Genomic DNA, 17804 nt, shown 5'->3' with positions numbered 1-17804 from the left:
TGTAACCATGAAAATAATATCTATTCTAGGATCGACTGGTTCTATTGGAACCCAGACTTTAGATGTTATAAGAAATCATAAAGATAAATTTGAGGTATTTGGATTATCAGCAAATAGTAGCGTAGATATACTTATAAATCAAATAATAGAATTTAACCCTAAAATTGTATGTATTTATGATGAAGCTAAATATTCAGATTTAAAGTCTAAGGTTGATAAGCTGGATTTAGATTACAATATAGAGCTTTGCTATGGGATAGATGGTTTGAATACAATTGCTGATGCAAAGCAAAATGATATACTTCTTACATCGGTAGTAGGCATGATAGGACTTATTCCCACGCTTACTGCTATAAAAAGAGGAACTACTATCGCTTTAGCAAATAAAGAAACACTAGTAACTGCTGGGAAACTAGTTATGGACGAAGCAAAAAAACACAATGTGGCTATTATTCCTGTAGATAGTGAGCATAGTGCTATTTTTCAGTGTCTAGTGGGCGAAAACACTAGCGATATTAATAAAATTATTCTAACAGCTTCAGGAGGACCATTTAGAGGGCTGGATAAAGAAACTATATCGCAGATGACTAAGAGCAATGCTTTAAAACATCCAAATTGGAGTATGGGGCAAAAAATAACAATAGACTCAGCCACTCTTATGAATAAAGGTTTAGAAGTAATAGAGGCAAAATGGCTATTTGATTTAGACATAAAAAAAATAGAGGTTCTTGTACACCCACAAAGCATAATACATTCCATGGTTGAGTTTAAAGACAAAAGTATAAAAGCTCAGCTAGGTACTCCAAATATGAAGGGACCTATTCAATATGCTCTTGGCTATCCTCAAAGATTAGATTCTCAAGAAGATGGACTGGATTTTATAAAGTATAATAATCTCACGTTTGAAAAACCAGACTACCAATGCTTTCCATGCTTAAAGCTTGCATTTGATGCTCTTGAAAAAGAAGGAACCTATCTGTCTGTTCTTAATGCAGCGAATGAAGAATTGGTATATGAATTTTTGAATGATAAAATAAAATTTTATGATATATCAAACATAATAAGCGAAGCACTTTCTTCTCATGATTCAATCAATAATCCAGATTTGAATCAAATACTGGAAGCAGATAAATGGGCAAGACGATATGTTAATAATAAAATTTCAAAGTTGATATAGAAAAGGTGAAATAATGAATTTAATGACTATAATAATTGCACTGATAGTTTTTGGAGTCATAGTTACAGTTCATGAAATGGGACATTTTTTTACTGCAAAGTATTTTGGTGTTACTGTACATGAATTTTCTGTAGGAATGGGGCCAAAGCTATATAGCAAAACAAAAAAAGAAACAGAATATTCCTTAAGAGCACTTCCGCTTGGCGGATATGTAAGAATGGAAGGAGAAGATAGTGAAAGTGAGGACCCAAATAGCTTTAACAACAAGCATCCTCTTAAGAGAATGGCTATAATATTTGCTGGTCCATTTATGAATTTTATTCTTACAATTGTATTAATGTCATTTTTATTTATGATGATTGGAGTTCCAGTAAATAAAATCGGAGCGCTTGTAGAAAATATGCCAGCTTCTAATTCTGGATTGGAAGTCGGCGATAAAATTATAATGATAGATGATAAGAAAATAGATTCATGGCAGTCTGTTACAGATGCAATACAAAGCTCTCCTGACAATGATTTAGAATTTACAATTGAGAGGAATAATGAGCAGAAAGTTATAGATGTAGATGCAGTAGAGCAAGCAGGCAGAAAGGTAGTAGGAATATCACCTGCTTCTGAAAAAAGCCCAGGAAAATCTTTAGTATTTGGAACAAATCAAACTATACTCATGCTTACTGACATGTTAAGCTTTTTAGGAAAGCTCTTCACTGGACAAGCTGGTGACGAAGGTGTAGTTGGACCAGTTGGAATAATAAGCGCAGTAGGCGAAGCTGCTAGAACTGGTTTTGCCAATGTAATATCATTAGCAGCTATAATAAGCTTGAATTTAGGGCTAATAAATCTACTTCCAATACCTGCTTTAGATGGTAGCCGTATTGTATTTCAAGCAATAGAGCTTGTAAGGGGCAAAAAAATAGACCCAGAAAAAGAAGGCTTTGTTCATATGATAGGGATGATACTACTTTTAGCATTAATGCTATTTATAACCTCTAAGGATATCTTGAGGATATTTGGTTAAGGAGAATACTAATGCAAAGAACAAAAACAAAGAAAATATATGTTAAAGATATTACAATAGGGGGAGATTCGCCTATAGTAATTCAATCTATGACAAATACAAAAACCTCAGATGCCAAGGCGACTATAGCTCAAATAAAAGCACTAGAAAAAGCTGGTTGCGAGCTTGTCAGAGTATCTGTGCCTAACAGTGAAAGTGCTCAGGCTATTGGTGAAATAATTTCAAATGTAAATATTCCAGTAGTTGCAGATATTCATTTTGATTATAAATTGGCACTTGAATCTATAAAAAATGGAGTTCATGGACTTAGAATCAATCCTGGAAATATCGGAAATGAAGAAAAAGTTATTCAGGTTGTAAATGAAGCTAAGAAAAGAAACATAAAAATTCGAATTGGAGTTAATGCAGGCTCTTTGGAAAAAGATCTTTTAGATTCTATGGGAAGAACTCCTGAGGCTATGGTAGAAAGTGCTTTTAGACATATAAAAATACTAGAAAAATACGACTTTTACAACACAGCTGTGTCCTTAAAAGCAAGCGATATTGAAACTACTATAAAAGCCTATGAGCTGTTTTCAAGCAAAAGCGATTATCCTCTACATTTAGGGATAACTGAAGCAGGAACTTTAAAAGCAGGAACTGTAAAATCATCTATTGGAATTGGTTATATGCTTCTAAATGGAATTGGAGATACTATAAGAGTTTCATTAACTGCTGATCCAGTAGAGGAAATATATGTTGCAAAAGAGATACTAAAGTCTATCGGACTGGATAATGAATCTATAAGAATTATTTCTTGTCCTACCTGCGCTAGAACTGATATAGATATCATAGGCCTTGCCGAGAAGGTTGAGAAAGCAACAGCTAACATTAAGAAGAACATATCAGTTGCAATCATGGGATGTGCAGTCAATGGACCAGGTGAAGCAAGGGATGCTGACCTTGGAATAGCTGGCGGAAAATCTGAAGCCCTGTTATTTAAAAAAGGTCAAATAATTAGAAAAGTGGATGAAGCTTCTATAATAGAAGTTTTGCTAGAGGAAATAGATAAATTCTAAGTTTAAACTTAGAATTTATCTATTTACGGATATAACTAGTTGATTTAGATATAGGAGATGATTTAAATTGGAGAGTTTTAAATTTATAAATCTTGAAACTATAGATGCTAAAGTAGAATTGGATAACATAGTATATTTCAAGAATGAGAAAAAATTAAATCTTTATTTTAAAACAGATAAGATTATCCCTATGCCTAAGCTAATAGAGTCTGAAAGTAATCTCAAGCTTCAATTCAAGTATCTAAGTAGGGTATCATTAAAACCAAGATATAACTTGACTTCCGATGTGGGAAATTTACTTATAGAGTACGTAGAAAACATAAAATATAAAATAACAGAAGTATGTCCATCCACTTCATATCTACATAAAGACGCTCTGAGCTTAGATTTTAATCAAGCTGAACAATGCTTAAATATCTATGTTAAAGATAAATTTGTTCTAAAAAGGCTTACTTCGAAAAACCTTGAATACTCTATAGGTGCAATGATTCAAGAAGAACTAGGCCTCATGTATAAGGTCAACATTATATCATCAAGTACAGAGCTTGACATGAAATTATACAACCAAGCTAAAGAAGAAGATACAAATTACATTATAAGCAATCTGGATAAAGTTACTAGAGTATCTAGCACATCAAAGGAAAAGGCAGAGAAAAAACCATCAGATAAATCAGCTTATATCAAAAAAAGCAAGAATGCTAAAGATGCCAATGAAGAAATATTACCAATAAAAGATTTAAAAGGAAACGAATATGCTATCTCAGTAGTAGGAGATGTATTTTCGATGGAAAAAAGAGAGTTGAAAAATGGCAAAAATCTTTTTACATTTGCAGTTACAGATTATACTGGTTCTATTTTCTGCAAGGTTTTTTCAAAGGATGATGAAATTTCTATAAAAGTAGGCGACTATGTAAGAATCAGCGGAGATGTGAACTACGATGCCTTTGCAAAAGAAATTGTAATAATGACAAAGGATTTTGAACCTAAAGCAAAAAAAATTAGAAAAGATATAAACACTCAAAAAAGAGTGGAGCTACATGCACATACTAATATGTCAGCAATGGACGCAATACCAGGAGTTAAAGCTCTTATAAAAAAAGCCAAGGAATTTGGTCACAAAGCAATAGCCATCACAGATCATGGAGTAGTCCAAGCTTTTCCAGAAGCTATGGAAGTTGGCCAAAACGAAGGTGTGAAGATACTATATGGAGTTGAAGGCTATCTCGTAAATGACATGTCAAAGATTGTAACGATTGACACTGAAGGAGATTTTGAAGATGAATATGTAGTCTTCGATATAGAAACTACGGGATTTTCAAATACTTCAGATGAAATAACTGAGATAGGCGCGGTAAAAATAAGAAATAAAGAGATAATAGATAGCTTTGGAGAGTTAATAAATCCCCATATGCCTATACCTTTAAAAGTTCAAGAACTCACCGGTATAACTAATGACTTAATAAAGGATAAGCCCTCAATAGATGAAGTTCTACCAAGATTTTTAGAATTTGTTGGAAGTAGCATTTTAGTTGCTCATAACAGTGATTTTGACATGGGCTTTATTAGAGCAAAAGCAAAGCGATTAAACTTAGCTTTTGAAAACAAAGATATAGATACACTTAAATTATCTAGAATATTGCTTCCTAATTTAAAAAGACATAAATTAAACTTAATAACTAATCATCTTGGAATCAGCCTTGAGAATCATCATAGAGCAGTAGATGATGCTAAAGCAACAGCACTAGTTTTTATCAAGTTTATGGAAATGCTAATAGATAAAGATATAAACACTTTTGAGATGGTAAATGATAAACTAGGCAAGCTAGATTATAAAAGCATTCCTAGCAATCATATAACAATTATAGCCAGAGACTACACGGGCCTTAAAAATCTTTATAAGCTTATATCTGCTTCTCATATAGATTATTTTTATAAAAATCCAAGAATACCAAAAAGCCTTTTGATAAAGCATAGAGAAGGGCTATTGATAGGAAGCGCATGTGAGGCTGGCGAGCTTTATCAAGCAGTTCTTAGAAGAAAATCAGATGAAGAAATTGATGAAATAGCTAGTTTTTATGATTATGTTGAAGTTATGCCTACTTCTAACAATAACTTTATGATAAGGAAAAATTCAGTAAAAGATGAAATTGAGCTACAAACTATAAATAAGACAATAATAGATATAGCTATTAGAAATAATAAAATACCAGTGGCAACATCAGATGTGCATTTTATAAATCCAGAAGATGAAGCATATAGAACAGTGCTTAAGCACTCATTAGGATTTAAAGATGCAAATGAAAGCACTCCGCTTTATTTCAAAACAACACAGGAGATGCTTGATGATTTTTCTTATTTAGAACCTGAACTTGCAAATGAAATTGTAATTGAAAATACAAATAAAATTGCAGATATGATAGAGGATATACTTCCAGTCCCAGACGGTACATACCCTCCTAGAATTGAAGGTTCCGATGAAGAATTAAGGCAAATGTGCTTTGACAAGGCAAGAAATATTTATGGAGATAATTTGCCAGAAATAGTAGAAAAAAGATTGGAAAGAGAGCTAGGCTCTATTATTAGCAATGGTTATGCAGTAATGTATATAATAGCTCAAAAGCTTGTTACTAAATCAATGCAGGACGGATACCTTGTAGGCTCAAGGGGCTCTGTTGGGTCTTCATTTGCAGCTACTATGAGTGACATAACTGAGGTTAATCCTCTTCCTCCACATTATGTGTGCAGTAATTGTAAATATAGCCATTTTATAACTGATGGCTCTTATGGAAGTGGAGCGGATTTACCAGATAAGCTTTGTCCTGATTGCAATACAAATCTTACCAAGGATGGGCATGATATTCCGTTTGAAGTGTTTTTAGGATTTGAAGGAGATAAAGAACCCGATATAGATCTTAATTTTGCAGGGGAGTATCAACCTAACGCTCATAAATATACTGAAGAATTATTCGGAAAGGGATATGTATTTAGAGCAGGGACAATAGGTACGATAGCTGAAAAAACTGCATATGGGTTTGCAAAAAAATATATTGAAGAAAATGAAATTGAGGCAAATGGAGCTGAAGTGGAAAGGCTTAAAAGCGGATGCACAGGTATAAAGCGTACATCTGGACAACATCCTGGTGGAGTTATGGTAGTGCCTGACTACAAAGAAATTTTCGATTTTTCTCCTATCCAGTATCCTGCAAATGATTCTTCTTCTGGAGTTATAACCACTCATTTTGATTATCATTCCATAAGCGGAAGGATCCTTAAGCTTGACATACTAGGACACGACGTTCCTTCAATTATAAAAATGCTTGAGGATTTAACAGATACAAATGCAACTAAAATTCCCCTTGATGATAAAGATACAATGTCATTGTTTACATCAACGCAAAAGCTTGGATGTGATTTATCAGCTATAAACTGTACAGTTGGAAGCTTGGGTATACCCGAATTTGGAACAAAATTTGTAAGGCAAATGTTGATTGACACTCAGCCTACTACCTTTGCAGAGCTTGTGAGAATCTCTGGACTTTCCCATGGTACAGATGTATGGATAAATAATGCTCAAGAGCTTGTAAGAAATAAGGTTGCGGAGCTTAAGGACGTTATTTCGACTAGAGATGATATTATGAATTATCTTATACTGATGGGCTTAAAACCAAAGACGGCATTTAAAATAATGGAAAATGTAAGAAAAGGTAAAGGCCTAACAGATGAACATATCCAAGATATGAAAGAAAAAAATGTGCCTTCTTGGTATATAGATTCATGTAATAAAATTAAGTATATGTTTCCAAAAGCCCATGCGGCAGCTTATGTAATGATGTCATTTAGAATAGCTTATTATAAAGTGCATCATAAGGAAGCATTTTATGCTACTTACTTTACTACTAAAGCAGAGGACTTTGATATAGCGCTAATTTCAAAAGGAAAGGACGCTGTTTTAGAAAAACTAAAAGAATTAGAATCTCTAGGAAATAAGGCTACAGCTAAAGAAAAAAATATTGCCACTGTGCTTGAGGTGGCTTATGAGATGTTTAGTAGAGGAGTAAAGCTCGATAGACTTGACTTATATAAATCTCATTCAAAGGTATTTAAACTTTCATCAGACAAAGCTCTGATTCCTCCACTAATATCTATGCAAGGACTAGGCGAAACTGTAGCTATTAATATTGCAAATGAATCATCGAGAGAGTTTATGTCAATTGAGGATTTTAGGCAGCGCACTAAAGCAACTAAAACCGTAATAGAAACTCTTATAAGTTATGGATGCCTTAACAGCCTTCCTGAAACCAATCAACTTTCGCTTCTTTAGGTTGCTTGTATATAAATAATCTGTTATAATGAGAATGTGCGTTATTTTATGAAATGTATTTGATAAGGTGCTCCCCTTTAGGTGTGAGAATCTTAGTAGATTAGCTTAATCAAGAAATCTCAGCAAGAGTGGGTGAACTAATACCCACTCTTTCATTTTATCTTTTCGCAATGCACATTACAACTTAATAGGAGGTGTTATTATGGCTAGTAAATTAGAACTTTTAATTGAGGGAATAGTAAGTGATATGATTACTGACCCTTTTGAACTAGTTGATGTAGAATATGTCAAAGAAGGTTCTTTGAAGTATCTTAGGATATATATCGATAAGCAGGGAAAAATGTCTTTGGATGATTGTCAGCACTTTAGCCATCTGATAAGTGAAAAACTAGATGAGCTTGACCCAATTGAAGAAAATTATATGCTTGAAATTTCTTCACCAGGGCTGGACAGACATCTTAAAAAAGAAAAAGACTTTATAAGAGAAAAAGGAAAAGAAGTAGAGCTAAAGCTATTTAAAGCTATCGATGGGGTGAAAGAGTTTGAAGGCACTTTAGTAGGCCTAAGCGAAGATAATGAAATTGAGGTACAGACTTCAAAAGGATTAATGAAATTTCCTAAAAAAAATGTGGCGGTTATTCGCCTAATGATAAAAATATAAAGGATTCATCAAGGAGGAAAAAAAATGAACGCTGAATTTATTGCTGCCTTAGAACAAATTGAAACGGAAAAAGGCATAAGCAAAGAAATTCTATTCGAAGCTTTAGAATCGGCACTACTTAATGCTTATAAAAAGAATTTTGGAACATCAAGTAATGTTAGAGTAGAAATGGATAAAGACAAAGGTGAAGTTAAAGTCTTCAGCAGAAAATCAGTTGTTAACAAATATGAATATGATTTGGGCGAAGGGGAAATTAGCGTTGAGGAAGCTCAGGAACGCTATGGACCAAACTACGGAGATGGAGATGTAATAGAAGAAGAAGTTACTCCAAAAAATTTCGGAAGAATAGCAGCTCAAGCAGCTAGACAAATGGTTATTCAAAAGATTAAAGAGGCTGAAAGAGACATCGTCTACGAAGAATTTTTAAACAGAGAATCTGAGATTATAACTGGAGAAGTATCAAGACAAGGAAAAGGAAATGTGTATGTGAATCTTAGCATTATAGGCAGCAAGGATATCACTATATCTGCAGAAGCAGTACTTCCTCCTTCTGAGCAAATACCTTTTGAAAACTATATGCCAGGAGCTAGAGTGAAGGTTTATGTTCTTGAGGTTAAGAAGAACAACAATGTACCACAAATTTTAGTTTCTAGAAGTCATCCAGGGTTAGTTAAAAGATTATTTGAAAGTGAAGTACCTGAAATATTTGATGGTGTAGTTCAAATTAAATCTATATCAAGAGAAGCAGGCTCTAGAACAAAAATGGCAGTGCATTCTGTAGATGAAAATGTAGATCCTATAGGAGCATGTGTAGGGCCAAAGGGACAAAGAGTTAAAAACATAGTTGATGAGCTAAAAGGTGAAAAAATAGATATAATTATATATAGCGAGGATCCAAAGGAATTTATATCTGCTTCTCTTAGCCCTTCTAAGGTAATATCAGTAGATGTAAATGAAGATGACAAAAGCGCAAAGGTAGTAGTACCTGATGACAAGCTATCGCTAGCTATAGGTAAAGAAGGTCAAAATGCTAGATTGGCAGCAAAGTTGACTGGATGGAAGATAGATATAAAAAGTGAAAGTCAGGCCGAATTATAGGAGGGATAGGAATGAAGCAGAAGAAAATTCCTCAAAGAAAATGTATAGCCTGTAATGAAAGAAGCGACAAAAAAGCATTAATAAGGATAGTTAGAAATAAAGATGGAGAGATTTTCTTTGATCCAACCCTTAAAGCGAATGGAAGAGGAGCTTATATCTGCAAAGAGATGGCATGTCTCGAAAAAGCCATAAAGACAAAAGCCCTGAACAGAGCATTTAAAACAGAAATTTCACAAGAAGTTTATGAAAAATTAAAATTGGAGCTGGAAAAACTTGAATCTAAGTAAAGTATTAACACTTATAGGATTTGCTTACAAAAGCAGGAAAATGGTATCAGGAGAAGGAATCACTCTCGAAGCTATAAAAAAGAATAAAGTAAAATTAGTTTTTTTAGCCAGTGATGCTTCTGAAAATACCAGAAAAAGAATCAAAGACAAATGTAGCTACAGAGATATCCCAGTAAGTGAAGAACTAGATAGACAACAAATAGGTAATGCAATTGGAAAAGACGAAAGAGTAGTAATAGGGATAACGGATGAAGGATTTTCACAAAGCATGTTAAAATTACTAGGAGGTGGAGCCTATGCAAAAGACTAGAGTATATAAACTTGCACAGGAACTAAACATGACCAGTAAAGAACTAATTGAAAAGCTGGAAGAATTAGATATAAAAGTTACAAATCATATGAGTTCTCTTTCGATGGAAGAAGCAGAAGTCATCATTGAACTTTTGGGAGATAAAAGAGAAGAGAAAGAGGAAAATATGACAAAAACAGAAGTAGAAGATATTAAGGACATAGAAAACATTGAAGAGCAACCTAAACAAGAAATTGAACCAGAAGAAATAGATTTTGAAGAGGAAGACGCTTATGACTCAAACGCTATAATAATAGGTGACACTATTGTTGTGGGAGACTTAGCAAAAAAACTAGATATAGCTGCATCTGAAGTAATTATGAAGTTAATCAAGCTAGGTATCATGGCAAATATTAATCAAGAGATTAAATTTGAAACAGCTGAAAAAATAGCTTTAGATTATGATATTTCGCTTGAAAGAGAAGAAAAAGAAGAAGAAGCAGCTGATATAATTATCGAAGAAGACGAGGCAGAAGATTTAAAACCTAGACCTCCTATAGTAACTGTTATGGGACACGTTGACCATGGTAAAACTTCACTTCTTGACTCAATTAGAAATACAAGAGTTACAGATAGAGAAGCAGGAGGAATCACTCAGCACATCGGAGCTTCTGAGGTAACTGTAAACGGTAAGAAAGTTGTATTTTTGGATACTCCTGGCCATGAGGCTTTTACTGAAATGCGTTCAAGAGGAGCGAAGGTTACAGATATAGCAATATTAGTTGTTGCGGCAGATGATGGAATTATGCCTCAAACTGTAGAAGCAATAAACCACTCAAAGGCAGCTGGCGTTCCTATAATAATTGCCATTAATAAAATAGATAAGCCTTCTGCTAATATTGAAAGAGTGAGACAAGAATTATCAGAAAAAGGCTTACTGGTTGAAGAATGGGGCGGAGATGTTATAGACGTACCTGTTTCAGCTAAAACAGGCGAGAATATAGACACTCTTCTAGAGATGGTACTATTAGTAGCGGAAATGGAAGAGCTAAAAGCCAACCCTGATCGTAATGCTGTAGGTACTGTTATAGAATCAAACCTAGATAAAGGTAGAGGCCCTGTTGCTACAGTAATAATTTCAAATGGAACGCTTAAAGTAGGTGACCCTATTGTCGCAGGTTCATCTTACGGAAAAGTTCGTGCTATGATTAACGATAAAGGAAAGAGAATTAAGAAAGCTCCTCCATCAACTCCTGTTGAGATATTAGGACTAAATGAAGTTCCTAATGCAGGAGATCAATTTGTTGTTCTAGCAAGTGACAAGGCAGCTAGAATTATTGCAGAAAACAGAAAAGAAAAGATTAGAGATGAGCAAATGAAAGCTAGCTCTAAGATTTCTCTAGAGGACTTATTTGAAAAAATGCAGCATGGAGAATTAAAGGAACTTAACATCATAGTTAAAGCAGATGTTCAAGGCTCTGTTGAGGCTGTTCGCCAGTCCATAGAAAAACTTTCTAATGAAGAAGTCTCAGTAAGAGTAATTCACGGAGGAGTAGGAGCAATAACAGAATCAGATATAATGCTAGCATCGGCATCTAATGCAATAGTAATTGGATTTAATGTTAGACCTTCAACTGGAGCGAATACTCTTGTAGAACGTGAAAAAGTTGATATGAGAACCTATAGAATTATATATGAAGCTATAGAAGATATAGAAAAAGCAATGAAGGGTATGCTTGACCCTGAGTATGTTGAAGAGGAGCTTGGAAAAGCAGAGATAAGATTGCCATTTAAAGTGCCTAATGCTGGAATGGTTGCTGGGTCATATGTAATCAGTGGTAAAATTCTTAGAAATGCAAAAGCTCGTCTTGTAAGAGATGGAATAGTTGTTTACGATGGAACAATTGATTCGCTTAGAAGATTTAAAGACGATGTAAAAGAAGTTGCAACAGGCTACGAATGTGGTATAGGACTTACAAATTTCAATGACATCAAAGAAGGCGACATCATTGAGGCATATATAATTAAGGAAGTTGAAAGAAAATAGCTAGATATGGTAGGTGATATAAATGAGCTATGAAAGAACAAGAAGAATCGGAGAAGAAATAAAAAAAACTATTACTGAACTTTTAAGAGATCAGAGAATAAAAGATATAAGAATAATTGATAGCAGATCTCTTATTTCAATAACTACTGTAGATGTGGTAAGAGACTTAAAGTATGCATATATCTATATTAGCGTACTAGGAAATGACTCTGATAAAGTATTAGAAGGATTTAAAAGTGCATCGGGTTTTATAAGAAAAGAATTAGGTAAGGATATAAAATTAAGATATACTCCTGAATTAGTATTCAAAATTGACGATTCGATTGAAAGAGGAGTTAATATGTCTAAACTCATCAATGATTTGAATATAGAAAGTGGAGAGTAATTTTATGAACCAAATTATAGATGTAATTAACTCAAGTAAAACATTTATAATAACTAGTCATGTTGCACCTGATGGTGATAATGTAGGTTCTAGCTTAGCGCTTACGTGGTTTTTAAGAGCTATGGGAAAAGAGTCATACTATGTTTTAAATGATTCTTTTCCACAGAATCTAGCTTTTTTATATGGCAATGAAAAAATACTAGAATCAAGTGAATTATCTAAGCAGATTTTAAGCTCAGAGTATACTTTAATCGCACTTGACTGTGGAGATATAAACCGCCTTGCTATAGGAAAAGATATCATTAATACTGCTAATACATTATTAAATATAGATCATCACCAAAGCAACAATGAGTTCGGTGACTATAATTATGTAGTTACAGATGCATCTTCAACTTCAGAGCTAGTTTATAATTTGATTTCTAAGATAGATGATAATCTTATCAGTCCTAAAATAGCCCAAGCTCTTTACACAGGGCTTGTAACTGATACAGGAAGATTTCAGTATGACAATGCAAATAAGAGTTCTTTTTTGATGGCAGCGGATTTGCTATCAAAGGGAGCAGATAAACAGGAAGTTACTCGAAGCATCTATCAGAGTGACTCGTTTGATTATGTAAAGCTCTCTGCTGAAACTGTATCTACTTTAGAAAAAGAGGGTATATTCTCTTATATGGTTCTAGAAACTAAGATGCTGGAAAAATATGGAGTAAGCTATGAAGATACAGAGAATCTAGTTAACTACACAGTGAATTTAGATGGTGTAGAGCTAGGAATCCTATTTAAGGAAAGAGGATCTAACCAAGTTAAAGTGTCATTTAGGTCCAAACAATTTATAAATGTAAATGAAATAGCTTCAAAATTTGATGGAGGAGGACATATGCGTGCAGCAGGCTGTACTATAAATAATTCTCTGCCAGAAGCTGTAGCTATGGTTCTTAACTATATAAGGGAGTATCTAAAAGAGCATGGATGGAATCATTAATATTTTAAAGCCAAGTGGGATGACATCACATGACGTTGTTTCATTTATAAGGAAAAACCTTAATATTAAAAAAGTAGGACATACGGGGACTCTAGATCCAAACGCTGCTGGAGTGCTTCCTATTTGCATAGGAAAAGGAACAAAACTAAGTCAGTATATCATGCAAAAGCAAAAAAAATACAGATGTGAAATGATTTTTGGAAAAAGTACTGATACACTAGACTCCTATGGAAAAGTAACCGATGTTAAGGAAACAGAAGATATAGAATTTGACAAAATAAATAGTATTTTAGACAAATTTCATGGAGAAATAGAGCAAGTTCCTCCAGCCTATAGTGCAATAAAAATAGATGGAGTTAGATTGTATGAAAAAGCTAGAAAAGGTCAGGAAATAAAAGAAATACCATCTAGAGTAGTTACAATCTACAATATTGAGGTTGTTGATTACGAGTTTCCAAGACTTATGATTGATATCACTTGTTCAAGTGGTACGTATGTAAGGAGTCTAGTAAGAGACATAGCTGAAGATTTAGGAACTGTAGCATATATGAGCTTACTTATAAGAACTAAATCAGGCGAATTTGATATTGAAAATTCGATTACTTTAGAAGAAATAGGAAGCTGTGATTTAGAGAAAAATCTAATTTCGATATCAGACTTAAATCTAGGTATGGATGATGTGGTTATAAAATCTACAGCATCAGTTGCATATATTAATGGATGTGAAGTTTCCTATAAAGGACTTTTAACTGATATAAATCCATATGTAAATCAAAAAGTTAGAGTTTTTGATGATTCAGGCCGGTTTATGGGTATTGGATTTATTAAGAATAAGGACACAGAAAACTTCCTAAAAAATGATACTCTCTTTATATAAATTATGGAGTGATTTAATTTGAACATATATTCCAGCTTAGACAACATAGCTTTTGATAAACCTACAGCTGTTACTATTGGAAATTTTGATGGAGTCCATCTAGGGCATAGAGAACTAATAAACAGAACCATTGCTATCGGTGAAGAAAAAGATATTTTACCAGTTATGTTTACTTTTTCGAATCATCCGCTAGAGTTTTTATACCAAAAACAGATAGATTATCTTACAAGCTTTGAGCAAAAGGTTAAGATAATAGAGCAAATGGGAATTAAAGATTTAGTTTCAGTGCCATTTGACTACACTATCAAAGATATGAGCACTGAAGTATTTGCAAAAGAAATTCTGCTCAGTAAGCTAAATGCTACTGACATAATAATGGGATTTGATTCAAAGCTTGGGAACGGAAGACAAGGCAGTGTAGATTATCTATATGAGGTTGGTAAGAAGCTAGGCTTTGATGTTCATATAGTACAGCCTGTTATGATAGAAAATATGAGGGTTTCTAGTTCTTTTATAAGAGAACTGATAAAAACCGGAGAAGTTAAAAGAGCAGATTTTTTTTTGGGACGAAAATATATGCTTGAAGGCAAAGTAGTTCATGGAAAAAAATTAGGACGAAAATTGGGTTTTCCAACTGCAAACTTAGAAGTGAATCAGGATATACTGCTTCCTAAAAGAGGAGTGTATTATTGTAAGATAGAAATAGAAGATAAAATATATGATGCGGCTGTAAGTATTGGTTACAATCCTACGATACAGTCAAATAAGCCGTTCCAAGAAATATTTGTGGAAGCCCACATATTAGAGTTTGAAGACGATATCTATGGTAAGTCAGTCAAACTTTATTTTATGGATAGATTAAGAGATGAACTTAGGTTTAACTCTTTAGACGATTTAATAAGACAGTTAAATAGAGATGTACTCAGAATAAAAAATTATATCTTTACTTGATTTGTCCTATATGTTACAATAACAGATGGTTAAATAACCTATGCTGGGTAATTGGGTACCGTCCACTACTTGGCATCAGGCGTTTATATTATTGGAGGTGTTTTACATGTTAAAAGAAAGAAAAATAGAAATTATCGAGAAATTTGCAACACACGAAGGAGATACAGGTTCTCCAGAAGTTCAGGTAGCTCTTCTTACAGAAAGAATCAACGAGCTTAACGGTCATCTTAAGATTCACAAGAAAGATCACCACTCAAGAAGAGGACTACTTAAAATGGTAGGACAAAGAAGATCACTTCTTAGATACCTAAAAGCAAAAGATCTAGGTAGATATAACACACTTATTCAAAGTCTTGGACTAAGAAAGTAATCAAAAGAGCGGGAATATCCTGCTCTTTTTCTATAATAGCTTTGAAAAAATTAATTGTGTTTTATAATATATTAAAGAATAAGGTTTAAATAGGAGGTAAATATGAGCAAAATATACGAAACCTCTATTGGCGGCAGAAATCTGTCAGTAGAAATAGGTAAAGTTGCAGAGCTTGCTAATGGCGCATGTATTCTTCGCAGTGGAGATACCGTAGTATTAGTTGTAGCATCAAATTCAGAAAAACCAAGAGAAGGTATAGATTTCTTTCCTCTAAGTGTCGATTATGAAGAAAAAATGTACTCAGCAGGTAAAATTCCAGGCGGCTTTATAAAAAGAGAAGGCAGACCTTCAGAACGTTCAATTCTAACATCAAGACTGATAGATCGTCCTATTAGACCTTTATTTCCAAAAGGATATAGAAACGATGTACAAGTAGTAGCTACAGTATTATCAATGGACCAAAATTCTAATCCAGATACAATGGCTATGATAGGCTCATCTATAGCTCTTTCAATTTCATCAATTCCTTTTAATGGACCTACTGGATCTGTTTCAGTTGGATTAATAGATGGAGAATTTATAATCAACCCAGATTTAGACCAAAGAGCAAAATCTCAAATGTATTTAGTGGTATCAGGAACAAAAGAAGCAATAATGATGGTCGAAGCAGGTTCTAGTGAAATTTCAGAAGATACAATGCTAAAAGCAATACTATTTGCGCATGAAGAAATTAAAAAAATAGTTGGTTTTATTGAAGAAATTGTTAATGACATTGGAAAGCCTAAAGATGAGGTTGTACTATTTGTACCTCAAGAAGAAATTTTAAGCGCAGTATCTGAATATGGAAAGCAAAAGATGAAAGATGCAATCCTTACTAAAGATAAGCAAGAAAGACTTGAGAATATGGATAAAGTGAAGAAAGATATCCTAGAGCACTTTGTTGATATTTATCCTGACAACATGAAAGACGTAAGTGAAATTATTTATAAGCTTACTAAGGATGGCGTAAGAGAGCTTATATTAAAAGATAAAATTAGACCAGATAATAGAATGCATGAAGAAATTAGACCAATCTGGAGCGAAGCTGGTGTGCTACCTAGAACTCATGGCTCTGCGCTATTTACAAGAGGACAGACTCAGGTAATGAGTATCACTACACTGGGAGCTTTAGGAGATGTTCAAATTCTTGATGGCTTAAGTGAAGAAGAAGAAAAGCGTTATATGCACCACTACAATTTCCCAGCATATTCTGTAGGAGAAGCAAGACCATCTAGAGGCCCTGGAAGAAGAGAAATCGGACATGGAGCACTTGCAGAAAGAGCGCTAGAGCCTATGCTTCCAAGCAAAGAAGATTTTCCTTATGCTATTAGAGTAGTATCAGAGGTTCTTTCATCAAACGGATCAACTTCTCAGGCGAGCGTATGTGGAAGTACTTTATCACTTTTAGATGCTGGAGTTCCGCTTAAGGACATGGTAGCAGGTATTGCTATGGGTCTTATAAAAGAAGGCGATGATGTAGCTATACTTTCAGATATCCAAGGTATGGAAGACTTCCTTGGAGATATGGATTTTAAAGTTGCAGGAACAGAAAAAGGTATAACTGCAATTCAAATGGATATTAAAATAGCTGGTATAGATGAAGAAATTCTAACTAGAGCTTTAGAGCAGGCTAGAGTAGGAAGACTTCATATACTAAACGAAATGAAGAAAACTTTAAGTGCTCCAAGAGAAGAAATCTCTGAGTATGCACCTATGATTATCACAATGAAAATTGATCCAGATAAAATCAGGGATGTAATAGGACCTGGCGGAAAAGTAATCAATAAAATCATAGAAGAAACTGGCGTTAAAATAGATATAGAAAATGACGGAAACGTATTTATTGCAGCAGTTGCTAGAGATATGGGCAAGAAAGCTAGAGCGATGATAGAAAATATCGTCAAAGTTCCTGAAGTAGGACAAAAATACATGGGTAAAGTTACAAAGCTAATGGCATTTGGAGCTTTCATGGAAATCTTACCAGGAAAAGAAGGCTTGCTTCATGTATCACAAATTGATGTGAAAAGAGTAAATAAAGTAGAAGATGTGCTTTCTGTTGGAGACGAGTTTGAAGTTCTTCTTACTGAAATAGACGCTCAAGGCAGAATGAATCTTTCAAGAAAAGCTTTATTAAAGCCAGAAGAACCTGCAAAAGGAGAATAAAAGCCCTATAAATGTAATAAAGATTGCTTATATTCAAAGCTAATTTTGTTAAATTTACAATAAGCAAAAAAAATCAGA

The 17804-nt window shown here is 33.8% G+C and carries 15 protein-coding genes; all 15 read left to right on the top strand.

Features of this window, described 5'->3' with window-relative positions:
- Positions 1-7 precede the first annotated feature (7 nt).
- The 15 genes from CLOST_RS08605 (at position 8) to CLOST_RS08535 (ending at position 17726) form a co-directional block, all read left to right on the top strand.
- Positions 8-1177: a 1-deoxy-D-xylulose-5-phosphate reductoisomerase gene (locus CLOST_RS08605; protein WP_013361911.1), complete on the top strand. Its 1170-nt coding sequence runs from the start codon at positions 8-10 to the stop codon at positions 1175-1177.
- A 22-nt stretch (positions 1178-1199) separates the two neighbouring features.
- Positions 1200-2195 (top strand): RIP metalloprotease RseP, encoded by a 996-nt coding sequence (gene rseP, locus CLOST_RS08600; RefSeq protein ID WP_041487450.1) that lies wholly within the window; start codon positions 1200-1202, stop codon positions 2193-2195.
- 11 nt (positions 2196-2206) lie between these two features.
- Positions 2207-3253, top strand: a complete 1047-nt coding sequence (ispG, locus tag CLOST_RS08595) for a flavodoxin-dependent (E)-4-hydroxy-3-methylbut-2-enyl-diphosphate synthase (protein ID WP_013361909.1) — start codon at positions 2207-2209, stop codon at positions 3251-3253.
- Between the two features lie 67 nt (positions 3254-3320).
- Positions 3321-7574 carry a PolC-type DNA polymerase III gene (locus tag CLOST_RS08590; RefSeq protein ID WP_013361908.1) on the top strand — a complete coding sequence of 1418 codons (4254 nt, stop codon included), beginning with the start codon at positions 3321-3323 and terminating at the stop codon, positions 7572-7574.
- A 202-nt stretch (positions 7575-7776) separates the two neighbouring features.
- A complete protein-coding gene (locus CLOST_RS08585) occupies positions 7777-8235 on the top strand; it encodes a ribosome maturation factor RimP (RefSeq protein ID WP_013361907.1) in 459 nt (152 codons plus the stop codon).
- Between the two features lie 24 nt (positions 8236-8259).
- Entirely contained in the window at positions 8260-9333 is a 1074-nt protein-coding gene (gene nusA / locus CLOST_RS08580; protein WP_013361906.1) for a transcription termination factor NusA, read from the top strand.
- Between the two features lie 11 nt (positions 9334-9344).
- Positions 9345-9620, top strand: a complete 276-nt coding sequence (rnpM, locus tag CLOST_RS08575; RefSeq protein WP_013361905.1) for an RNase P modulator RnpM — start codon at positions 9345-9347, stop codon at positions 9618-9620.
- On the top strand, positions 9607-9930 hold the full coding sequence (locus CLOST_RS08570; RefSeq protein ID WP_013361904.1) for a L7Ae/L30e/S12e/Gadd45 family ribosomal protein: 324 nt from the start codon (positions 9607-9609) through the stop codon (positions 9928-9930). Before rnpM ends, CLOST_RS08570 begins: the two co-directional genes overlap by 14 nt.
- A complete protein-coding gene (gene infB / locus CLOST_RS08565) occupies positions 9917-11956 on the top strand; it encodes a translation initiation factor IF-2 (protein ID WP_013361903.1) in 2040 nt (679 codons plus the stop codon). Before CLOST_RS08570 ends, infB begins: the two co-directional genes overlap by 14 nt.
- Positions 11957-11978: 22 nt before the next feature.
- The gene (rbfA, locus tag CLOST_RS08560) at positions 11979-12341 is read left to right on the top strand and encodes a 30S ribosome-binding factor RbfA (RefSeq protein ID WP_013361902.1); all 363 of its coding nucleotides are present in this window, start codon (positions 11979-11981) and stop codon (positions 12339-12341) included.
- A gap of 4 nt (positions 12342-12345) precedes the next feature.
- Positions 12346-13326, top strand: a complete 981-nt coding sequence (locus tag CLOST_RS08555; RefSeq protein ID WP_013361901.1) for a DHH family phosphoesterase — start codon at positions 12346-12348, stop codon at positions 13324-13326.
- Entirely contained in the window at positions 13310-14203 is an 894-nt protein-coding gene (gene truB / locus CLOST_RS08550) for a tRNA pseudouridine(55) synthase TruB (RefSeq protein ID WP_013361900.1), read from the top strand. Before CLOST_RS08555 ends, truB begins: the two co-directional genes overlap by 17 nt.
- 18 nt (positions 14204-14221) lie before the next feature.
- A complete protein-coding gene (locus CLOST_RS08545; RefSeq protein WP_013361899.1) occupies positions 14222-15154 on the top strand; it encodes a bifunctional riboflavin kinase/FAD synthetase in 933 nt (310 codons plus the stop codon).
- A gap of 106 nt (positions 15155-15260) precedes the next feature.
- Positions 15261-15524, top strand: a complete 264-nt coding sequence (gene rpsO / locus CLOST_RS08540; protein ID WP_013361898.1) for a 30S ribosomal protein S15 — start codon at positions 15261-15263, stop codon at positions 15522-15524.
- A 102-nt stretch (positions 15525-15626) separates the two neighbouring features.
- Positions 15627-17726 carry a polyribonucleotide nucleotidyltransferase gene (locus CLOST_RS08535; protein WP_013361897.1) on the top strand — a complete coding sequence of 700 codons (2100 nt, stop codon included), beginning with the start codon at positions 15627-15629 and terminating at the stop codon, positions 17724-17726.
- Positions 17727-17804 lie beyond the last annotated feature (78 nt).

The sequence above is a fragment of the Acetoanaerobium sticklandii genome, assembly GCF_000196455.1.
In the GTDB taxonomy this organism is placed as follows: domain Bacteria; phylum Bacillota; class Clostridia; order Peptostreptococcales; family Filifactoraceae; genus Acetoanaerobium; species Acetoanaerobium sticklandii.
Note: the sequence above shows the minus strand (reverse complement) of the source record. Positions and strands in the feature narration are given on the sequence as shown.

Coding starts and splice junctions, on each gene's coding strand:
- CLOST_RS08605 (WP_013361911.1), top strand. CDS start 8: ATGAAAATAATATCTATTCTAGGATCGACTGGTTCTATTGGAACCCAG.
- ispG (WP_013361909.1), top strand. CDS start 2,207: ATGCAAAGAACAAAAACAAAGAAAATATATGTTAAAGATATTACAATA.
- CLOST_RS08585 (WP_013361907.1), top strand. CDS start 7,777: ATGGCTAGTAAATTAGAACTTTTAATTGAGGGAATAGTAAGTGATATG.
- nusA (WP_013361906.1), top strand. CDS start 8,260: ATGAACGCTGAATTTATTGCTGCCTTAGAACAAATTGAAACGGAAAAA.
- rpsO (WP_013361898.1), top strand. CDS start 15,261: ATGTTAAAAGAAAGAAAAATAGAAATTATCGAGAAATTTGCAACACAC.
- rnpM (WP_013361905.1), top strand. CDS start 9,345: ATGAAGCAGAAGAAAATTCCTCAAAGAAAATGTATAGCCTGTAATGAA.
- rseP (WP_041487450.1), top strand. CDS start 1,200: ATGACTATAATAATTGCACTGATAGTTTTTGGAGTCATAGTTACAGTT.
- CLOST_RS08535 (WP_013361897.1), top strand. CDS start 15,627: ATGAGCAAAATATACGAAACCTCTATTGGCGGCAGAAATCTGTCAGTA.
- rbfA (WP_013361902.1), top strand. CDS start 11,979: ATGAGCTATGAAAGAACAAGAAGAATCGGAGAAGAAATAAAAAAAACT.
- truB (WP_013361900.1), top strand. CDS start 13,310: ATGGATGGAATCATTAATATTTTAAAGCCAAGTGGGATGACATCACAT.
- infB (WP_013361903.1), top strand. CDS start 9,917: ATGCAAAAGACTAGAGTATATAAACTTGCACAGGAACTAAACATGACC.
- CLOST_RS08555 (WP_013361901.1), top strand. CDS start 12,346: ATGAACCAAATTATAGATGTAATTAACTCAAGTAAAACATTTATAATA.